Origin of the sequence: Actinocorallia sp. B10E7 (assembly GCF_039871655.1) — a bacterium.
Classification (GTDB): domain Bacteria; phylum Actinomycetota; class Actinomycetes; order Streptosporangiales; family Streptosporangiaceae; genus Actinocorallia.
In genome coordinates this window covers 487,604-507,788 of record NZ_JBDPLZ010000004.1, presented here as the reverse complement: position 1 = coordinate 507,788, position 20,185 = coordinate 487,604, and the positions used below count along the sequence as shown (strand labels likewise).

Annotated in this window: 17 protein-coding genes; 8 read left to right on the top strand and 9 right to left on the bottom strand. The window is 71.4% G+C overall.

The window, feature by feature from the left end:
* The 4 genes from ABGB12_RS16240 to ABGB12_RS16225 all read left to right on the top strand — a co-directional run bounded on the left by ABGB12_RS16240 (position 1) and on the right by ABGB12_RS16225 (position 5,637).
* Complete coding sequence (locus tag ABGB12_RS16240) at positions 1–1,698, top strand: hypothetical protein (RefSeq protein ID WP_347678633.1); 1,698 nt, start codon at positions 1–3, stop codon at positions 1,696–1,698.
* A 99-nt stretch (positions 1,699–1,797) separates the two neighbouring features.
* On the top strand, positions 1,798–2,508 hold the full coding sequence (locus ABGB12_RS16235; protein WP_347678631.1) for a PASTA domain-containing protein: 711 nt from the start codon (positions 1,798–1,800) through the stop codon (positions 2,506–2,508).
* 103 nt (positions 2,509–2,611) lie between these two features.
* On the top strand, positions 2,612–4,039 hold the full coding sequence (locus tag ABGB12_RS16230) for a zinc-ribbon domain-containing protein (RefSeq protein WP_347678629.1): 1,428 nt from the start codon (positions 2,612–2,614) through the stop codon (positions 4,037–4,039).
* 14 nt (positions 4,040–4,053) lie between these two features.
* Complete coding sequence (locus ABGB12_RS16225) at positions 4,054–5,637, top strand: serine/threonine-protein kinase (protein WP_347678627.1); 1,584 nt, start codon at positions 4,054–4,056, stop codon at positions 5,635–5,637.
* On the opposite strand, the gene ABGB12_RS16220 is transcribed toward ABGB12_RS16225, so the two are convergent.
* From ABGB12_RS16220 to ABGB12_RS16210, 3 genes are all read right to left on the bottom strand, one after another.
* Entirely contained in the window at positions 5,620–5,769 is a 150-nt protein-coding gene (locus ABGB12_RS16220) for a hypothetical protein (protein WP_347678625.1), read from the bottom strand. The two genes, ABGB12_RS16225 and ABGB12_RS16220, sit on opposite strands and share 18 nt — an antisense overlap.
* The gene (locus tag ABGB12_RS16215) at positions 5,766–6,224 is read right to left on the bottom strand and encodes an NAD(P)H-dependent oxidoreductase (RefSeq protein WP_347678623.1); all 459 of its coding nucleotides are present in this window, start codon (positions 6,222–6,224) and stop codon (positions 5,766–5,768) included. The genes ABGB12_RS16220 and ABGB12_RS16215 overlap by 4 nt, the downstream gene beginning before the upstream one ends.
* 80 nt (positions 6,225–6,304) lie before the next feature.
* Complete coding sequence (locus ABGB12_RS16210) at positions 6,305–7,189, bottom strand: Gfo/Idh/MocA family oxidoreductase (protein ID WP_347678621.1); 885 nt, start codon at positions 7,187–7,189, stop codon at positions 6,305–6,307.
* A gap of 155 nt (positions 7,190–7,344) precedes the next feature.
* Between ABGB12_RS16210 and ABGB12_RS16205 the strand changes: the two genes are divergently transcribed.
* Entirely contained in the window at positions 7,345–9,375 is a 2,031-nt protein-coding gene (locus ABGB12_RS16205; protein ID WP_347678619.1) for a tetratricopeptide repeat protein, read from the top strand.
* Between the two features lie 97 nt (positions 9,376–9,472).
* On the opposite strand, the gene ABGB12_RS16200 is transcribed toward ABGB12_RS16205, so the two are convergent.
* A complete protein-coding gene (locus tag ABGB12_RS16200) occupies positions 9,473–10,063 on the bottom strand; it encodes a malonic semialdehyde reductase (protein ID WP_347678617.1) in 591 nt (196 codons plus the stop codon).
* Positions 10,064–10,236: 173 nt separating this feature from the next.
* Here ABGB12_RS16200 and ABGB12_RS16195 point away from each other — a divergent pair, with 173 nt between their 5' ends.
* The gene (locus ABGB12_RS16195) at positions 10,237–11,376 is read left to right on the top strand and encodes a serine/threonine-protein kinase (RefSeq protein WP_347678616.1); all 1,140 of its coding nucleotides are present in this window, start codon (positions 10,237–10,239) and stop codon (positions 11,374–11,376) included.
* Positions 11,377–11,398: 22 nt separating this feature from the next.
* Here ABGB12_RS16195 and ABGB12_RS16190 read toward each other — a convergent pair whose 3' ends face one another.
* Positions 11,399–12,070 (bottom strand): HAD-IB family phosphatase, encoded by a 672-nt coding sequence (locus tag ABGB12_RS16190; RefSeq protein WP_347678615.1) that lies wholly within the window; start codon positions 12,068–12,070, stop codon positions 11,399–11,401.
* Between the two features lie 465 nt (positions 12,071–12,535).
* On the opposite strand from ABGB12_RS16190, the gene ABGB12_RS16185 reads away from it, so the two are divergent.
* Entirely contained in the window at positions 12,536–14,359 is a 1,824-nt protein-coding gene (locus ABGB12_RS16185) for a phosphoenolpyruvate carboxykinase (GTP) (protein ID WP_347678614.1), read from the top strand.
* Positions 14,360–14,363: 4 nt separating this feature from the next.
* Here ABGB12_RS16185 and ABGB12_RS16180 read toward each other — a convergent pair whose 3' ends face one another.
* Positions 14,364–14,840, bottom strand: a complete 477-nt coding sequence (locus tag ABGB12_RS16180; protein ID WP_347678612.1) for a hypothetical protein — start codon at positions 14,838–14,840, stop codon at positions 14,364–14,366.
* A 116-nt stretch (positions 14,841–14,956) separates the two neighbouring features.
* Here ABGB12_RS16180 and ABGB12_RS16175 point away from each other — a divergent pair, with 116 nt between their 5' ends.
* The gene (locus ABGB12_RS16175; protein WP_347678610.1) at positions 14,957–15,889 is read left to right on the top strand and encodes a hypothetical protein; all 933 of its coding nucleotides are present in this window, start codon (positions 14,957–14,959) and stop codon (positions 15,887–15,889) included.
* 29 nt (positions 15,890–15,918) lie between these two features.
* On the opposite strand, the gene ABGB12_RS16170 is transcribed toward ABGB12_RS16175, so the two are convergent.
* The 3 genes from ABGB12_RS16170 to ABGB12_RS16160 form a co-directional block, all read right to left on the bottom strand.
* The gene (locus ABGB12_RS16170; protein WP_347678608.1) at positions 15,919–17,736 is read right to left on the bottom strand and encodes a substrate-binding and VWA domain-containing protein; all 1,818 of its coding nucleotides are present in this window, start codon (positions 17,734–17,736) and stop codon (positions 15,919–15,921) included.
* Positions 17,737–17,878: 142 nt separating this feature from the next.
* Complete coding sequence (locus ABGB12_RS16165) at positions 17,879–19,018, bottom strand: CaiB/BaiF CoA-transferase family protein (protein ID WP_347678606.1); 1,140 nt, start codon at positions 19,016–19,018, stop codon at positions 17,879–17,881.
* 84 nt (positions 19,019–19,102) lie between these two features.
* Positions 19,103–20,050 (bottom strand): hypothetical protein, encoded by a 948-nt coding sequence (locus ABGB12_RS16160; RefSeq protein ID WP_347678604.1) that lies wholly within the window; start codon positions 20,048–20,050, stop codon positions 19,103–19,105.
* Positions 20,051–20,185: the final 135 nt, after the last annotated feature.

The window sequence follows — 20,185 nt, the reverse complement described above, 5'->3', positions numbered from 1 at the left end:
ATGCAGCAGGTTTTGTGGGTGCTGGGCGTCGCCGCCTGGGCGCTCATCATGTGGGCGGGGTTCGTCTACCTCTTCCCCCCGTTGTTCGGGCTCACCCTCGTCGTCGTGACGCTCGCCGCCTCCGCCTACTACTACGTCGTCGCCTGCCGGGCCCTGCTCCCGGCGAACGCCGACGGGCCGTCCCCGGTGTCGCCGTCGGACGGGGTGTACCGGCACTACCTCGTCGGCCAGGTCTGGCGGGACTGGCAGGCGGTGGCCCGGACCGTCGCCCCCCGCGTCTACCGGGGGGCGGAGCAGGCGGTGCGGCAGCTCACCGCCAAACTCCTGTCCGGCTGGTGGGGGTTCTTCCTCTTCCCCGTCTGGGCGGCGCTGTGCGGCGGGATCGTGCTGGCGGCGGTGCCGGTGGCCCTGCTCGGCGCCGCGCTGACCCTGCTGTACGGGGCGGTCGCGCTGGTCGGGCTCACCGGCTGGCTGGCCTGCGTGGTGCTGCTGGCGGGCGTCGAGCGCCTGTTCATGGTCTCCGGACGAATCCTGCAGACCTGTCCCCATCCGAGTTGTTACCGGCGCATCGGGCTGCCCGTCTACGCCTGCCCCCGGTGCGGCCGCAGGCACCACCGGCTCGTCCCGTCGACGGCCGGGGCGTTCCGGCACGTGTGCGAGTGCGGGGCGCGCCTGCCCACGACGGTGCCGCTGGGCCGCTACCGGCTCACCGCCTACTGCCCGCACTGCGGGGGGAGGCTGCCCGACCGGATCGGCCGGGTCCGGGTGGAGCCGGTGCCGTTCATCGGCGGACCGGCCGCCGGCAAGACGACCTTCATGTTCCTGGCGATCCGGGCGCTGCACGCCCGTTCCCGCGAGATCGAGGGCGCCCTCGCGTTCGTCGAGCAGCGCCACCAGCACGCGTACGCGAGCGCGGTCGCGGAGTTCGCGCGGGGCGGCCAGCTCGCCAAGACCGGCCCGGAGCTGCCGCTGGCGACCATGCTGGACGTGGAGCTCCCCGGCAAACGCCCCCGCATCCTGTACCTGTTCGACCCGGCCGGAGAGCTGTTCACCGGCGCCGCGCAGGTCGAGTCGCTGCGCTACCTGGACCACAGCGAGGCCCTGGTCTTCGTGCTCGACCCGTTCGCGCTGCCCGAGGTCCGCCGGACGCTCACCGAGAACGAGCGTTCCATCCCCATCGCGACCTCCGACGAGGACCCCTCCGACACCCTGCAGCGGGTGCTGAACGACCTGCGCTCGCGTCCCGACCAAGGACGGCAGCGGCGCGTCGCCGTCGTGGTCACCAAGGCCGACCTGCTGGCCCGCACCTCGATCGGCCGCGACCTGCACGCCGACCCCCGCGCCTGGCTGGACTCCCTCGGCCTGGGCAACACCCTGCGCATCCTGGACCAGCTCGCCGAGGAGGTCCGGGTCTTCCCGTCCGGGCTCGACACCCCGCCCTCCCGGCTGGCCGAACTGGTCGGCTGGGTGGCCGGACTGCCGCTGGCGGGCCGGGGCGCGACCCTGCCCCCGGACCTGCCGCCCGACCTGACCGCGGTGCCGCCGGTGCTGCCGATGCGCGACCCGTGGCGGCCCAAGGGGCGCGGTCCCGGCCTGGTGCCCGTCGGCCACCAGGCGGGCCGCTGGGCGATCCTGGGCGGGCTGGCCCTGCTGACCGCCTCGGGGGTGCTGTCGGCCCTGCGCTACCTGCCGATCTGAGAACCGGGCGACGGATCACGAACCCGGGGCGGCATCGGGGCGTCACACTGAGCGAAGGTCCAGGCACCCCGCCAAGACGACTCCTCCGGGAGGACCGCGATGCCCGCCGAGATCGAGCCGGACTCCCCCTCTCCGCACGCCTCCGAGTCCGAGACCCCTCCGCACACCTCCGAGTCCGAGACCCCTCCGCACGCCTCCGAGTCCGAGACCCCTCCGCACGCCTCCGAGTCCGAGACCCCTCCGCACGCCTCCGGGTCCGAGGCAGTCGAAGAAGTCACCGAACCCGCGACACCCATGTCGTTCCGCTCCATGGTGCTGCTCGGCACGGTGATGAGCCTCGGCGTCGCGCTGGTCCTCGGGCTGACGCTGCTGGTCGGAGGCGGCACGGGAACGGGCCGGGCGGGCCGGACGGACGCCGCGGGGACCGTCCCGTCCGTGGCCGGGCGGAGCCTGCCGGAGGCGACGTCGGCGCTGGCCTCGCGGAGACTCGCGATCGGGTCGGTCATCCGGATCCCGTCGTCGCTGCCGCCGGGCCAGGTCGTGCGGACCACTCCCGAGGCCGGGTCCCCGGCCGCCGAGGGCACCGCCGTCACCGTCTACGTGTCGAGCGGGACGGGGGACGAGCAGGCCCACGACAAGGTGACCGTCCCCTACCTCCTCGGGGTGGACGGCCTCCAGGCCCAGCGGGTCGCCCGCCAGCTCGGGCTGCGGCTCGACCCGCCCGCCGGAGGCGGACGGGTCTCCTCCCAGCAGCCGGAGCCGGGGACCGAGGTCGCCAGAGGCAGTGCCATCAAGGTGACACTCGACTGACTCCAGCATTTCGTGACCTCCGGCGCGTCCCGTTTCCAGCGGATCAGCGGAATGCTGACAGGGAGAGAAAGTCCTCCCTCCCGGCGGGTGGCCGATGCGTTCCGTGCCCACTGTCCTGCTCCTGCTGATCCTGCTCCTGTCCCCCGTCCCCTCCGCCCGGGCCCACGAGCATCCGGGCGGATCCGTCGACCGGGCCGCACCCGGCGCGGTCCGGGTGGAGACCTCCGCCCGGGTCGAGATCATCCTGCTGGACGACCGCTCCCAGATCCGGCGTTTCGAGCGCACGTACGAGGTCGGGCTCGGCTCCGGGAGCGGCTTCACCGTCTCTCCCGAGGGCGTCGTGGTGACCTCCACGAAGGTCGTACGCAGCGGTCTCGACCCGGCCGTCTACGCCGCGAACCGGATCTTCGCCGAGTACTACGAGCAGAAGATCCCCGCCGACTTCTCCCGGCACACGCTCGGGACGGGCGACCTGGACTTCCGGCTGCGGTCCTGCTACCCGCCCGAAGGCAGCAACTCGACCTGCATCGCGACGGTCACCCCGGTCGTGAAGGTCTTCCCCTTCCTGAACCCGGCGTCGCCCGAAGGGCTGCCCGCCGAGATCCTCAAGGCCGGCGACTCCCCCGCCGCGCCGGCCGTCCTGAAGGTCACCGAGGGCGGCGGCACCCTGCCGACCGTCCCGCTCGCCACCACGTTCGGCTCCCAGGTCAAGGCCGCCGACGTGCTGACCTTCAAGGACCGCCCCTCCGTGAACGTCACCGCCACCGTGGAGATCGCGCACTTCGACCCGCCCGGCGCCCTCACCCTGCTGAAGGACGACCGGGAGAAGCTCCTGGCGCTGCTCGAACAGGACGGGGACGGCGCCGCGATCGTCGACGACACCCGCAGCGAAGTCGTCGGGGTCGTCACCTCCTCCGACGGGACCCTCCACGTCTCCCCCGCCCAGGACGTCCAGGCCGTCCTGGCCGAAGCGGGCGTCTCGGCTCACCGCGGCCCCGTCGACGTCGTGTACGAGACCGCCCTGGCGCACTACCACGACCGGTACTACTCCCCGGCGATCCCCGTCCTGCAGCAGGTGCTGAAGCTGCGGCCCGACCACGCCGTCGCGATCGACCACCTGCGTGAGGCGCAGAAGCTGAAAGGCACGCCGAAGGAGGCCAGGCAGCGGACGCGGACGGAAGCCGACGAGAAGGCGGGCTTCCCCTCGTTCTCGGCGTGGACGATCGGCGCGGCGGTCCTGCTGGTCCTGGCCCTGGGCTCGGGGGTGTACCTGCTGCGAAGGCCCGCACCCGCGAAGCCGGCCGTCGACGCCCCCGCCGCCGGACCGTCCCCCGAAGCGGGGCCGACCGTGCTCGACCGCGGCGGCCCCCGGGAAGAGCCGCCTCCCGGCCTCCCCGTGTGGAGCGCCGACGGGCCCGTCATCCCCCGCGAGCCGGAACCCGGAGAGCGCCCGGCCTATTGCACGCACTGCGGCGTCCGGCTGGGGCCCGGCCACCGGTTCTGCGGCTACTGCGGCCACCCCGCCTCCTGAAGGAGAGGAACCCTGTGGACAGGGACGATTCGCGTCCGGGACCGGCGGGCGGCACCGTCGGCGACTACGAGATCCTGGACCTGGTGGGCAGGGGCGGGATGGCCGAGGTCTACCGGGCGCGGGACCGCAGGCTGGAGCGCGTCGTCGCGCTGAAGGTCCTGGCCCGGCACCTGACGTACGACGACCGGTTCCGGCTGCGGTTCATCCGGGAGTCCCGCACCATCGCCGCCATCGACCACCCCCACATCATCCCGATCTTCGAGGCGGGCGAGGCCGACGGGCTGCTGTTCATCGCGATGCGCTTCGTGGCCGGCCCCGACCTGCGGCGGCTGCTGTCCGGCCGGCGCACACCGTCCCCGGACCGGACGTGCCGGCTGCTCGGCCAGATCGCCTCGGCGCTGGACGCCGCCCACCGGAACGCCCTGGTGCACCGCGACGTGAAACCGGCGAACATCCTCGTCGCCGGAGGCGGGACCGGATCCGGCGAACACCCCGAACACATCTATCTCACCGACTTCGGGCTCACCAAGAGCACCACCGCGATGTCCGGGCTGACCAGCCAGGGCCAGTTCGTGGGCACGCCCCGTTACATCGCGCCGGAGCAGATCACCGGGGACCCCGTGGACGGCCGGTGCGACCAGTACGCTCTGGCCTGCGTCGCCTACGAGATGCTGACGGGCGAGGCGCCCTTCCACCGCGACAGCCAGCTCGCCCTGCTGTACGCCCATGTCTCCGACGAGGCCCCGCCGCCGACATCCCACCGGCCCGACCTGCCCTCCGCCGTGGACCCGGTACTCGCCCGCGGCCTGGCCAAGGCCCCGGGCTCCCGTTACCCGTCGTGCCTGGAGTTCGTGCGGGCCCTGTACGAGGCACTCGGCGAGCCGGTCCCGGACTCGAACCCGGCCGCCCGCACGACGGCACCGACCCCCTGGCCGCGGAACGCCGACACCGTCCCGCCCTCACGCGTCCGGCCGACCGCGCGTACCCGGCTGACCGCGATCTCACCGCGGATCGGCGGACGCAATCCGCTGCAGCTGATCGGCGCGGGCGTCGCGCTGCTGGTCGCCGCGGCCTCCCTCGCCGTCCTGCTCGCCCGCGACGGCACCGCCACCTATCCCGGAAGCAGCGCCGCGCCCTTCAGCTTCGAGCATCCGGGTTCCTGGTCCGCCCGCACCCACTCCGACGTGCACGTCATCGCCTCTCCCGCGGCCGACGCCTTCGAGGCTCTCTTCCAGACGCCCGTCTTCGCCGACTGGAGCGCGGTCTCCAGACTCGACCCGGAGGATTCCGTCGGTGTCTTCGCCGGGGTCAGCGACACCCTCGACGACCCCGCGACCGCCGCGGTGAGCCTGCCCGCGCTGCTCCCCGGCAAGGTCACCTTGAACGAGCCGTCATCCGTCCCGGTAGCGGGCGTGAACGCCACCCGCTACCGGGGTTCGCTGTCCGACCCTCAGGGCGGCCCCGCCCGCCTGGACCTCACCGCCCTGGTCGTCCCCCGCTCCCCCGCCGCGGCCTTCCTCGTCTACTTCTGCGCCCCTTCGGCCTGCGACCCCGAGTTCCCCGCCATCCTGGCCTCGACCCTACGGCTGAAGCCGTGACCCGCCCCGCCGCCCGGCGACCTGCGCCCGGTACCTCTCCAGCAACTCCGGGGACAGGTCGAGCAGCTCGGTGAGCTCCTCGGCCAGCGCCGCGTCGATGACCGCCATCTGCGCCTCCGTCAGCGGCCTCACACGACCTCCCCGATCTCGGCGGCCAGCAACGCCCCCAGCTCCCAGCAGGCCTCCACATCGGCCTTGCCGACCTGCCCGACGACGGTGACCGGCGGACGCACGGCCCGCCATGACATCCCCGTGGCAATGGACTCGACGGCCCGCACGGCCCCGGTGACGTCGTTGTTGCCGTGCACGTACAACCCGTACGGAAGCCGAGGCTTGGCCTCCAGGCAGGGATAGTAGACCGTGTCGAAGAAATGCTTCAGAGCGCCGCTCATGTACCCGATGTTCGCCGGAGTCCCCAACAGGATGGCATCCGCCTCCAGAACATCCGTCACCGAGGCCGACAGCGCCGGACGGGTCACCGTCTCCACACCCCTGATCTCGTCGGTCGACGCTCCCGAGCGAGCGGCCTCCAGGAGTTCCTGGAGAGCAGGGGAGGGAGTGTGGTGGACGATCAATAGCCTGCTCACGACCGTCCAGCCTCTCACGTCGGACGATCGCTCCCGCCGCCGGGCACTTCAGAGCGAATGACCGGTGCCCGCCTCCCATGTCATCCGCCGGCCTCGGTCAGTTGGGATTCGGCCTGGGCTAGGAGGCGCTGGATGTGGAGGCCGTGGGCGGCGTCGAGGGGGTGGGGGGTGCCGGTGCGGACGGCGTGGGCGAACTCGGCGATCATGCGGTCGAAGGCGTCGTCGCCCAGGAGGGACCAGTCGAGGGTCTCCGTGCCGCCGCGGCCGAAGACCTCCACGCGGGCGGGGGGCGGGGTGCCGTGGCCCGCCATGGACACCGACGCCTCGCTGACGGCGCCCGTCTCGTGCTCCAGCAGCATGCCCACCCAGCGCAGCGGGTCGCCGTGGGCGCGGACGGAGACGACCCGGCCGAGAGAGGCGTCCAGGAGGTCGACGATGTGCGGGCCGAGGTCGAGGATCGCGCCGCGCTCGAGCCGCCAGGGGGTGGCGAACGGGCCGCCGCTCAGCACCGAGGAGACGAACTGCCCGTAGCCGCCGAAGGGCTCGATGGCCGAGACCCGGGTGAGGAAGTCCCGGGCGGCGGCGGAGTAGCGCAGCGTGAAGACCATCTGGGAGACGACACCTGCCTCGCCGACCGCCTCCACCAGGTCGCGGGCGCCGTCCAGGTCCATCGCCAGGGGCTTCTCCAGCAGCAGCGCCTTGCCCGCCTTGGCGGCCTGGACCGCCAGCATGGCCTGGACGTCCGGGGGCACCGCGAAGGCGACGGCCTCGCAGTGGTCGAAGAGGTCCTCGAGCCGTTCGTAGGGTACCGAGCCGTGCGCCGCCGCCAGGTCCGCGGCCGCCTCGGGCCTGCGCGCCCAGACGCCGGCGAGCCTGGTGTGCGGCCCTCCCGTGATGGCCGGGGCGTGCACCTGACCCGCCCACGGGCCGGCTCCGACGAGTCCGATCGAGACGGGTTCACTCATGCGCCCAGCATTTCATGCCGGAACCGTCCCGCGATCGTGGTGTCCATGGCGTTCTGCGGGGCTTGTGGAGTGCAAGGAGCGAAATGTGTCAGGTGCTACAGACCTCGCGCGCGGAGCTTGGTGTGATCACTGATCGGGGAAGAACGGGGGGTCTGGTGAGAGAGCAGTTGCGCGCGGAGGATCCGCAGAGCGTAGGCCCGTACACGTTGCACGGGCGACTGGGCGAGGGGCGGATGGGCGTCCTGTTCTTCGGGCGCTCCGAGGACGGGCGGAAGGTGGCCCTGCGGACGGTGCGTCCGCAGTTCGCCGCGGACCCGTCCTTCCGGCAGCGGCTCGCCCGTGAGGCGTCAGCGCTCCGCCAGGTCACAGGCCCCGCCCTCGTACCGCTGGTGGAATCCGGGTTCGACGGCGACCCGCTCTGGCTGGCCTCCACCTACCTGCCCGGCCCCTCGCTGGCCGACGCCGTCAACCGGTACGGGCCCTGGCAGGCGGAGACGGTGCGGAGCCTGGGCGCGAGCCTCGTCCAGGGCCTGTCCGTCCTCCACGACCGCGGGCTGGCGCACCGCGACCTCACGCCGAGGAACGTCATCCTCACCAAGGACGGTCCCCGACTCGTCGACTTCGGGATAGCCGGGGTCTTCGACTCCGTCAGCCGCACCGTCATAGGCACGCCCATGGGGACTCCCCCGTTCCTGCCGCCGGAGCGGTTCAACGGGCAGGGCGACACCGGCCCCGCCGGCGACGTCTTCGTCCTCGGCCTCCTCCTGGCCTACACCGCCACCGGCGGCAGCCCGTTCGGCGGCGGCGACCCGTCGGCCGTGCTGCGGCGCGTCCTGAACGAGGAACCCGATCTGTCCCTCCTGTCTCCGTCCCTGCACGGGGTGGTCTCCGCCTGCCTGGCCAAGCACCCCGCGGCGCGTCCCGTCCTCCGCGACCTCCACGGCGCGCTGGCCTCCGCCGGACCGCTGACCTCTCAGCAGCTGCCTCCGCAGGTCGTCGAGCTGGTCGCGTCCCAGCAGCCCGAGGTCCGCCAGGCCAGGCCCAAACTGCTCCAGGACGGGCTCGACCGGTTCCGGAACGGCGACCTGGACGGCGCCCGCGCCCTGTTCCAGCACGCCCTCTCCAGCGGGGACGACCTCATCGCACCCCTGGCGATGAACGCTCTGGGCCTGTTGGAGAGCTCGGCGGGGAACATCGACGCCGCCCGCCACTGGTACCAGCGGTCCCTCGCCGTGGCGGACCCTTCGCAGGCACGCGAGACTCTCTGGAACCTGGCGCGCCTGGAGAAGGAGGAGGGGAACGGCGAGGCCGCGTACCACTGGCTCCAGCAGCTCATCGCCACCGGCGGCCCCGAGCATCTCGCCGAGGCGCTGCGCGACCTGGCCGGGCTGGAGGCCGCCCGCGGCGACCTCGCCGCGGCCCGCCACCGGTACCAGCAGGCCGTCGCCACCGGCGACCCCGACCAGGCGCCCGGTGCGCTGGCGGACCTGGCGGAACTGGAGGCGGAGGAGGGCAACACCGACGTCGCCCGCCACTGGTACCGGCAGGCGATCGCCACGGGCCACCCCGACGCGGCGCCCGATGCCATGATCGACCTGGCGAATCTGGAGCGGAACGAGGGGAACACCGACGCCGCCCGCCACTGGTACCGGCAGGCGATCGAGTCCGGCCACGACCTGCGCGGCCCCGCCGCGATGATCCAGCTCGGCCTGATGGAGACCATTCAGGGGAACGACGAGGCGTCGCGCCACTGGTACGAGCTGACCGTCAGGTCCGGTTCCCCGCTGTACGTCCCGATGGCGTTGGTCCAGCTCGGCATGTTGGAGGAGCGCCGGGGCGATTTCGGCTCCGCCTACGCCAGATACCGGCAGGTCGTCGATCTGGACGACCCGGACTGTTCCCCGGAGGCCATGCGGCTTCTGGGCTCGCTGGCCGAGGCGCAGGGCGACCCGAACGCCGCCCACACGTGGTACCTGCACGCGGTCAAGAGCGCCCACCCCGACGAGGCGCCGGGCGCCATGGCCGATCTGGGCCTGCTGTACGCCTCCCAGGGGAGCCTCGACGAGGCGCTCGAGTGGCTCGAGGAGGCCGCGGCCACCGGGCATCCCGAGCACGCCGAAAGGGCCATCGGGATCCTGCGGGAGCTCGCGGGGCGGAAACGCTCTCGAAAGTGGGGCAGACGCTGAGGCTCGGTTCCGGCCGGCCTCGCACGCGCGCATGCGAGAGCCCCGTCCCGCTTGTGGCGTTGGACGGGGCTCTCGGCGCGGCTGGATCGGCGGACCGTCAGATCTCGGTGACGACCTCTTCGTAGTCCAGTCGCGGGTTGCGGGCGAACCAGGCGTCGGGGCCCGGCTTGCCGATGTTCACCACGGCGAGCACCTTGTGCCTGCCGTCTCCGAAGAACTCCTTGTCGATGCCTTCGGCGTCGAATCCGGTCATCGGCCCGGCGGCCAGGCCCGCGGCCCGGACGCCCAGGAGGAAGTAGCCGGCCTGGAGGGTGGCGTTGAAGGAGCCGAGCTTGTGCCGTACGGCCTCGTCGGCGAGGCCGTCCTTGGCGCCCGGGGCGTGCGGGAACACCTTGGGCAGTTCCTCGTGGAAGTCGACGTCGTAGGCGAGGACGGCGACGAGCGGGGCGGAGAGCGTCTTGGCCTTGTTGCCCTCGGACATCTGGTTCACCAGCCGCTCGCGCGCCTCCTGGCCGCGCACGAGCACGATCCGCAGCGGCTGGGAGTTCATCGCGGTCGGCGCGTACTTGACGAGGTCGTAGATCGACTGGACCTGCTCCTCGGTCACCGGCTCGCCGGTGAAGGAGTTGGCGGTGCGGGCCTCACGGAACAGCAGATTCTGGGCGGATGCGTCGAGAGCGAGGGACATGGGGGAAGATCGCTTTCTGTCGGCGTGGCGTCACCCTCCAGAAACTGATTGAAAGCTCAATATCTTCCCCGTCAGGAAGTGAGCCTCCTCACGTCCTGCGGCAGGTATGGCCCATGACACAGCTCCCCCGCAAAGGGCTTGATGAGATCACGACCGCGAAAGACGAGGTGCCGGTGAGAGTGCGGTTGTACCCGGAGGACCCGAGGACGGCCGGTCCGTACGAGCTGTACGGGCGGCTGGGAGACGGGCGGATGGGCGTTCTGTTCCACGGGCGCTCCGCGGACGGGCGGCAGGTGGCCGTCCGGATGGTCCGCCCGGTGTTCGCCGCCGATCCCCTCTTCCTGGAGCGGCTCGCCCGGGAGGCCGCGATGCTCCAGCGGATCGACGGCCCCCTGCTGGCCCCGCTGGTGGACATGCGGCTCGACGGCGACCGGCTCTGGCTCGCCTCGGCCTACCTGCACGGCCCCTCCCTCGCCGAGGCCCTCGGCCGGCACGGGCCCTGGCCGGAGGAGACGGTCCGCAGCCTGGGCGTGAGCCTCGCCCAGGGCCTGGTGATCCTGCACGACCGGGGGCTGGCGCACCGCGACCTCACCCCGAAGAACGTCATCCTCACCGCGGACGGCCCCCATCTGGTCGACTTCGGGCTCGCCGGGATCTTCGACGCCGGCAGCCAGAGCGCCTTCGGCGTCCCCATGGGCACCCTGCCGTTCCTGCCCCCCGAACTGCTGGACGGCGGGAGCGCGCCGGACCCCGCCGGCGACGTGTTCACCCTGGGCGCCCTCCTGGTGCACTCCGCGGGCGGCAGCCCGTTCGGCTCCGACACCTCCGCCGCCGTGCTGCACCGCGTCCTGCGCGAGGCCCCCGACCTGTCCCCGCTCTCCCGGTCCCTGCGGTCGGTGATCGGAGCCTGCCTGGCCAAGGATCCCGCCGACCGCCCCAACCTGCGGGAGCTGCACACCGCCCTGGCCTCCGCCGGGCGCCTGACCCAGCGGAGGCTGCCGGAGAAGGTCGCCGAACTGGTCCTGGCACGCGGCCCCAGGGCGGCCGAGACGCGGCCGGAGCCGGTCCCGCCCGCCGAACCCGAACGGCTCGCCGAGCTCCGGCACCGCTACGAGCGGATCATCTCCGCGGGCCATCCCGACGAGGCGCCGCGGGCCATGGTCGAGCTCGGCGTCCTGGAGGCGGTGGCGGGAAACCCCGGCGCCGCGGCCGACTGGCTCGAGCTGGCGATCGCCACCGGCCACCCCCACCACGCGCCCCTGGCCCGGGAACGTCTGCAGCACCTGCCGGGCGGACGGCACCGCCGCTCCTGAGACCGCTTTCCCAACGGCACCGTCACCGTCGGCTGACGCCCTCCCCTCCGGGGAGACCGGCTTCCAGACGCCTCCGCGCCCTCTCGTAGGGGACGCGGAGGTCGTCTCCGTCGTAGTGCTCCGGGGCGAGGGCGCGGAGGGCGGGGGTGGCGTTGACGGCCACGGTATGCGGGAGCTCCCGGAAGAGGGGGATGTCGGATCCCGAGTCTCCGTAGGCGACGCAGTCGCGGCGGGACAGTCCGAGCGCCGCCAGGACCCGGTCGGTGGCGGTGACCTTGTCGGCCGGGGTGAGGATGCCGGCGGGGTCGGCCGCCTCGCGCAGCGGCAGGGGCGGGAAACGGGACGCCACGACCTCCCGCGGCCCGTGGTCCAGGAGGTGGCGGGCGAAGAAGTCCGGCGACATCGTGATGACGATGGCGTGCTCGCCGCGACGGGCGATGTCGGCGAAGACCTCCCGCATGCCGCCGATCCACGGGGCGGACGCGAACGCCTCGGCCACCACGGCGGCCTCCAGGTCGTGCCACAGGCGGCACAGGCCGGCCGCGAAGCCCCGGGTGTCGAGCGCGCCCCGGGCGAAGGCGTCCTCCAGCAGGAGGAGGTCGGGCAGGCAGCCGAGACGGCGGGCGATCTCCAGGCCCGCCGTGGTGTCCCGCAGGAGGGTGCCGTCCAAGTCGAACACGTGCAGGCGACTCATGCGCGCATGGTCCCAGGATCCGGCCCCGGAAGGACACCGGTTTTCCTCCCTTGACGGCTTCGGTGAAAGGCGGGAAGGGCCGGTGTTTCTCGTTTCCGGCGGGACCCACTTTTTTAGGGAAAGCCCTTTACTTTTGAAAACCACCATTACAAAGTCGCGACCGGATCGCCGCCGGGAATCCGTCTGCGCAGGTGGGAGTCGGTCCGGTCCACACCGGTCCGGACAATGAGATCTGTGCCACATCGGCGAGCCCACGCGAAGAGATGGGTATGGCCTTCTTCACCCGTACAACGCAGGATGACCTCTGCGCTTCGGCGTCGTTGCGGGTCCGTCGAGAGAAGTCTGGAGATTTTTCTGCGTGAGATGATGTTTCCGCAAAGTAACGCATTGGTCTGGGCCAATTGGCCAAAACCTCTAGTTGTCGTTCACGATGCGTACAACCCCAATGAGGTGTGAGGAGTAGGCGTGTCTGACCAGGTCCCCGGTCTCAAACCGGCACCTACCAGCAACCAGGAACTGATCGAGTGGGTCGGCGAGATCGCTGCGCTGACCAAGCCGGACAAGGTCGTCTGGTGTGACGGCTCCGAGGAGGAGTGGGTACGGCTGACCGACCTCCTCATCGAGCAGGGCACCTTCAAGCGGCTGAACCCTGAGAAGCGCCCGAACAGCTTCTACGCCGCCTCCGACCCGCGCGACGTCGCGCGCGTGGAGGACCGCACCTACATCTGCTCGGAGAAGCAGGAGGACGCGGGCCCGACCAACAACTGGATCGCGCCCGCGGAGATGCGCGCCACCTTCGGCGAGCTCTTCGACGGCGCCATGAAGGGCCGCACCCTGTATGTGGTGCCGTTCTGCATGGGCCCGCTGGGCGGCAACATCTCCCAGCTCGGCGTTGAGATCACCGACTCGGCGTATGTGGCCGTCTCCATGCGGATCATGACCCGCATGGGCGCCGACGCGCTGCGGCTGATCGAGGAGCGCGGCTCCTTCGTGAAGGCCGTCCACACCGTGGGCGCTCCCCTTGAGCCCGGCCAGGAGGACGTGCCGTGGCCGTGCAACACCGAGAAGTACATCTCGCACTTCCCCGAGACGCGTGAGATCTGGTCCTACGGCTCGGGTTACGGCGGCAACGCGCTGCTGGGCAAGAAGTGCTACGCGCTGCGCATCGCCTCGACGATGGCCCGCGACGAGGGCTGGCTCGCCGAGCACATGCTCATCCTGAAGCTGACCCCGCCGTCGGGCGAGGCCAAGTACGTCACCGCCGCCTTCCCCAGCGCCTGCGGCAAGACCAACCTGGCCATGCTCCAGCCGACCATCCCCGGCTGGAAGGTCGAGACCATCGGCGACGACATCGCCTGGATGCGTTTCGGCGAGGACGGCCGGCTGTACGCCATCAACCCCGAGGCCGGCTTCTTCGGTGTCGCACCCGGCACCGGCGAGACCACCAACGCCAACGCGATCAAGACGCTGTGGGGCAACTCCATCTTCACCAACGTCGCCCTCACCGACGACGGTGACGTGTGGTGGGAGGGCCTGACCGACGAGCCCCCGGCGCACCTGATCGACTGGAAGGGCAACGACTGGACGCCGGAGTCCGAGACCCCGGCCGCCCACCCGAACGCCCGCTTCACCACCCCGGCCGGGCAGTGCCCGATCATCGCGCCGGAGTGGGAGGACCCCAACGGCGTCCCGATCTCGGCGATCCTGTTCGGCGGCCGCCGCGCGACCTCGGTCCCGCTGGTCACCGAGTCCTTCGACTGGCAGCACGGTGTCTTCCTCGGCGCGAACATCGCCTCGGAGAAGACCGCCGCCGCCGAGGGCACCGTCGGCGAGTTGCGCTACGACCCGTTCGCGATGCTGCCGTTCTGCGGCTACAACATGGGTGACTACTTCGGCCACTGGCTGAAGCTGGGCGCTTCGGCCGATGCCGAGAAGCTGCCGCGCATCTACTACGTCAACTGGTTCCGCAAGGACGAGAACGGCAAGTGGCTGTGGCCGGGCTACGGCGAGAACAGCCGCGTCCTGAAGTGGATCGTGGAGCGCCTCGAGGGCAAGGCCGACGCCAAGAAGACCGCCATCGGCCACGTCCCGACCGCCTCCGCGCTCGACCTCGAGGGCCTGCAGATCGACGGCCAGGACCTGGACGTCCTGCTGTCGGCCGACAAGGAGACCTGGAAGCGCGAGGCCTCCCTCATGCCGGCGCACCTCGAGACCTTCGGCGACCACCTGCCCAAGGAACTCTGGGATGAGTACAACGCTCTGATCGCGCGTCTCAACGACGACTTCTAACCGCTCAGAGCCTTTCCAAGACGGGGTCTCCGCCAACGGCGTCGGAGGCCCTTTCGTCTTTTTCCGAGGCGTGTTCGCGCGTCATCCGGGCGATCCCGTACCAGCAGGCCAGGAGTACCGCCAGGTACAGCGCGTGGACCGCCCAGTACACCGCCCACCGCTGGGTGCTCCAGAAAAAAGTGAAGATCTCGGCGTAGAAGGCCTTGGCCTGTATCACGTGCGGGACGACGGTCACCGCCACCATCGCGTGGCCGAGCAGCCGCCACCGGCCGCGCAGCACCGACAGGGCGAGCGCTCCGGGCAGGTAGAGCACCGTCACGCCGACCACGATGCCCAGCGCGCCGCCCCAGGTGAACTCCGGAACCTGCCGGCCGATCAGGGTGAAGAAGCGCATGAGAAGACGTGCGGCCGCTCCGCACAGCGCTCCGAACACCACCGCCGCGACGAGTCCCCTGCGTAGTTTCTTGAGATGAATCAGCATTCCTCCAGACTGGCTCAGGGATATTGGAAATCGGTTGACCCCCCTGTGACACTGCCGTGGGGGCCGGTGGGAGAGACCAGTAGGGCACACCTGCTCATCTCCATCCGGGAGCGAAAATGAAAGCACTCTGCGGCGCGGCGACGGCTCTGACCTGCGTGGGGGCGGTGGTCTCCCTGGCCACTGCCTCCTCCGCCGCCGCTGGGCCCGACCCGCGGACCTTCGGACCCTCCTTCGTCTATGACGACGACTACTCCAAGGTCCTGACCGCGGTGACCGTCCGCACCACCCGGCGTTCCACCAGCGTCACCCTGGACGCCTCGAACTTCCCGCCCAGCGCCTACGGCCGCTCCTTCGGCGCCCACGTGCACGTCGACAGGTGCGGGGCCAAGCCCACGGACTCCGGGAAGCACTACCAGCACTCCCGCAAGGGGAAGCTGCGGGACCGCGAACTGTGGCTCGACTTCACCGTCGACCGGAACGGACACGCCCATGTCCGCTCGGAACGCCCCTGGGCCATCAAGGCCGGCGCCGCCAACTCGGTGGTCGTGCACGGCAAGCCGACCCATCCGACCAGCGGCGAGGCCGGAGACCCCATCATCTGCACCACCGTCCCCTTCCACGGCTCCTCCGACCACGCCAAGGTCCCCGGATACAAGGTCAAGTCCAGCAAGGACATGTCGAAGGACGTCAGGAAGGACATCAAGCAGGTTCCTCTGGAGAAGTACGACGCCAGAGCCGACAAGCAGGCGTCACCCGGGCCCAGGGCGGAGGAGCACCACGCGCACGGACGCCACGACCACCACGCCCGTGACCACAAGGGCCGGCACCTCGACCACGAGGGCCGGCACCACGAGCACGACGACCGGGACCACGAGTACCGGGATCATGAGTACCGGGATCATGACGGGCGCGACCACGACCACGAGTACGACGACCGGGAGTACCACGGGACCCGATTCCACGGTTACCCCGTGTACCGGGTCCCGGTGTACCGGAACCACTCGGACCGCGATGACGAGCGGGTGCAGCCCCAGTCGTACGGCCACTGAGGTCCGTTCCGAAATCGCTGGAGCAGGCCTCAGAAGTTCGCGGTCACGTTGGCGATGACCTTGTCGATGCTGGCCGCGTCACTGGCGTCGTAGGCCTGGGCGTCCGTCGCCTCGGAGATCCTCTTGAGGCCGGCGTGGTCGGCCCCCGTGGAGAACCCGACGGTGAACAGGCGGACGCCGCTCTCCTTGTCCAGCTTGCCGAGCAGGGTCTCCAGCGAGATCGAGCCGGGGTCGTCGTTGACCCCGTCGGTGAGCAGGACGACCGAGTTGATGGCTCCGCCGACCCGTTGGGCGCGGACCTTCTCGAAGGCGGCCAAGGCGGTGTCGTACAGCCCGGTGTCGGACACCGGGCTGAGGGCGCCGACCTTGGCCTTCAGCTGCGAGCGGTTGCCCGAGACGGGGCCGATCGGCACCAGTTCCCGATGGTCCCGAGCGCCGTCCAGCCTGGTGGCGAACTCCCACAGGCCGACCCGGTCGACCCCGATGAACTGGTCCATGGCCTTGGTCAGCGAGGCCTTGGCCAGTTCCATCCGGGTCTGCCCGGTGCCGGGCACCTGCTCCTTCATCGAGCCGGAGACGTCCACCACCCACAGTACGTTGGAGCGCTTGCGCAGCGACTCCCAGCCGTCCAGCGCCTTGGCCAGCACCTCGGGCGCGGGCGCCGCGATCATCCTGGCGGGCTGGTCGGACAGCAGCCCGTTCTCCCGGGTGATGGCGGGGGCGACCTGGTTGTCGTAGCCGCGGAAGGCGTCCTCGCCGAAGCGCTCCTGCCCCTCGGTGCCGCGCAGGTACTGCAGGAAGTCGGTGGCCAGAGGCCGCTTGCGCGGTTCCATCGTGCTCAGCGCGACGTACGGGTGGTCGGAGACGATCGACCCCTCCTTCGGGTAGATCGCCACCAGCGGGACCTTCGGCGGCGCGTGCTCGTTCTTGGCCTCGCCCGTCGGGTCGCCCTGGTTGTAGTACCGGACGGACATCTCCTCGACGGCGACGGCCGACACGTAGTTCAGTGCCTGCCCCGCGTCGTCCGCGCGCTGCAGGCCGGACAGGAACGTCAACGTGGTGTCGCCGTAGTGGACGATGCTGCTCTCCACGTCGCGGACGAAGGAGCGCACGTCTGCGCGGTCGAGGTCGGCGGCGGTGAGCCCGTCGGCCTCGCCGCTGGCGGCGTAGTAGGCGCCGACCGTGGCGTTCAGCCCGGACGTCGAGTAGTTCGGGTTGGTCTTGCCGAGCTTGAACCTCCCCCATTCGGGGTGCCCGTACAGCCCCCAGCCCTTGGGGTCGCGGGCCAGCCGGAGGATGTCCTCCCAGCCGAGCTCGGCCGAAGGCCAGCCCATCGCCTCGGCCATCGGCCGGGGCATCGCGATGACCAGCGGGGAGACGGCCACGCCGGGGGTCTCGGCGGGGACGATGTCGGTCTTGTTCTCCTCTTGGAGGCGCTGGCGCAGCAGCGCGACCCAGGTGCTGGCCGCGGGGCTCCACACGTCGGGCTGGGCGGAGCCGTCGGCCGCCGGGTTCCAGCCGCGGGCCAGCGCGGTCATCGCCTCGCCGGACGATTTGGACGCCACCGCGACCTCGACGCAGACGCCGTCGACCGTGCGGCCGCTGTAGTCCTCGGCGAGGTCCTTCATCACCCCGTACTTCTCGGGCGAGGAGACGACGTTGAGCGTCACCCCGTCCGGGCCGCACGAGGCCTTGCCCCACGGGTCCAGCACCACCACGACGGCCGTCACCCCGATGGCGATGCCCGCCAGCAGCGCCACCACCGCCAGGACCACCGGCCATCTGCGGCGGCGGGCGGGAGGGGGCGGCGGGTAGTAGGGGGCGGGGGCGGGCGGGGGTGTGTACAACGAAGGCCTCCAGACCGAGGAGCGCGACGCCGGGAGCCTGTACGGCGTTCCCGGAGTCTGACGCCCAAGTTATACAGCCGGTTCCTTCACAGAATGTGCTCGATACAAGGACGTTCCGGACTCCCCCTGCCCGCCGCGGGAATCAGCGTTCGGCGACCGCCCCGGAGGCGAGGAGTTCGTCCACGTCCTTGAAGCCCAGGTCGGTCAGCACCGCGCGGGTGTCGCGGCCGGGCAGCGACGGCGGGCCGGTGATCTCACCGGGCGTGCGGGAGAAGCGCGGCGCCGGAGCCGGCTCCTTGGCCCCGTACTCCGTGTCCACGAAGACCTGGCGCTCGGTGTTCCACGGGTGCTCGGTGGCCTCCTTGAGGCTCAGCACCGGGGCGACGCAGGCGTCGGACGGGACGAAGATCTCCGTCCACTCGTCGCGGGTCTTCGTCTTGAACCTCTCCGCGAACAGGGCGCGGTTCTTCTCCCAGTTGACGAAGTCGTAGTGGCCCGCCTCCTCGGGGGAGACCCCGAGCCGCTTGAGGAACTCGGCGTAGAACTGCGACTCGATGGCGCCGAGGGCCATGTACTCGCCGTCCGCGGTCTCGTAGACGTCGTAGAACGGCGCGCCCGTGTCCAGGGTGTTGATGCCGCGCTTGTCCTGCCAGCTGCCCGAGGCCAGGAAGGCGTGGATGAAGGTGGTCAGGTGCGCGGTGCCGTCCACGATGGCGGCGTCCACGACCTGGCCCTTGCCGCTGGTCTTGGACTCCAGGAGCGCGGCCAGCACTCCGACGACCAGGTACATGCTGCCGCCGGCGAAGTCGCCCAGCAGGTTCAGCGGCACCTGCGGCGGGCCGCCGGCCCGGCCGATGGCGTGCAGCGCGCCGGTGATGGCGATGTAGTCGATGTCGTGCCCGGCGGTGTGGCTGAGCGGGCCCTCCTGGCCCCAGCCGGTCATCCGCCCGTACACCAGCCTCGGGTTGCGCTCCAGGCACTGCTCGGGGCCCAGGCCGAGCCGCTCGGTGACGCCGGGGCGGAAGCCCTCCAGCAGCACGTCGGCCTGCTCGACCAGACGCAGGACCACTTCGCGGCCCGCCTCGTTCTTGAGGTCGACCGCGACCGAGCGCTTGGACCGGTTGGTCATGTCCTTCTCCAGGGCGGGGCCCCCGGGACCGGCGCCGGGCCGGTCGATCCTGATCACCTCGGCGCCCAGATCGGCCAGCAGCATCCCCGCGAACGGCCCGGGACCGATCCCGGCCAGTTCGATCACTCGCACTCCGGACAGCGGACCGGCCATGAGCACCCTCCCTTGACTAGCAGATGACGAGGACAGTGTGCCACGTCTCGTAAGTGGAGACTGACACCGCCCGGGGGCGCGGGCTCAGCCCTTCAACAGGGAGATCTCCCGGCCCGGGACCTTGCCGCCGCGGGGCCCGCGCACCGTCCACAGCGAGCCTCTGCGCCGCCCGTCGTCGACCGACAGCTCCGTCCCCGGCTCGGAGGCCGCCAGGTAGAACCAGCGCCCGGCGGGCGAGCGCCACCACAGGCCGGTCCGGCCGTCGGAGCAGTCGCGGGCCTGGTGGCTCTCGCCGCGCCACACCAGCATCCCCTGCCGCTCGAAGCCGCCTCCGGGGAGCGGGGTGTGGCGGCACAGCAACTCGCCGGGGCCGGCGCCGCCGGGCAGCCTGCCCTTCCAGTAGCGCACCTCGCGCGGCTCGGGAGGCGGCGAGAGCGGAACCGCCGCAGACGACGCCGCAGACGACGGCTCCGCGGTGCGGACGGCCGCCGCGGGGACGTCGCGCTCCTGCACGATCGCCACGGTGGCCAGGGCGCAGGTGGCCAGGCAGGCGGCGAGGACCGGCAGCCGGGAGGTCCGGCGCACCCGCACCCGGGCGGCGGCGGCCGGAGCGACCACGCGCAGGTCCTCCATGGAGTCGACCCGCTCGAGCAGTTCCCTGCTGCCGGGGACGCCGAGGTCGGCGAGGATCTCGCGCACCACGTGTCGGCGCAGGCCGGCCACCCGGCTCAGGACGTAGGCCACCCGCTCCTCGGGCGTCAGGGCCGCCAGCGCCGCGTTCCCCGGCGGGCTGCCCGCGCGCAGGCGCGGCACCGGCGGCCGCAGCCGCCGCGGCGGCCGCATCGACTGGCGGAACACCTTGACCCTCGCCTCCGCGTGGGCCTGGGGGCCGAGGGGGTTTCGCGGGAGGTTGCGCTCGACGATCCGCCGTGCCAGGGCCAGCCGTGCCTCCTGGGAGTCCCCGCCGGGCAGGATCAGATACGAGAGCCGTACCAGTTCCCTGTGGCGTTTCTGGGCTGCGCTGTCCGTCATGGTGTGGGGACCTCTCTGAGATCTGCCAAATCGACGGTCAGGCTAGGAACACCCCCGGCGGGAGTGTGCCGAATTGGGATTTCGTTTACCTGTCGCTCCGGCGGTTCATGGTGAAAGATCCTGTCCCGATAGGTT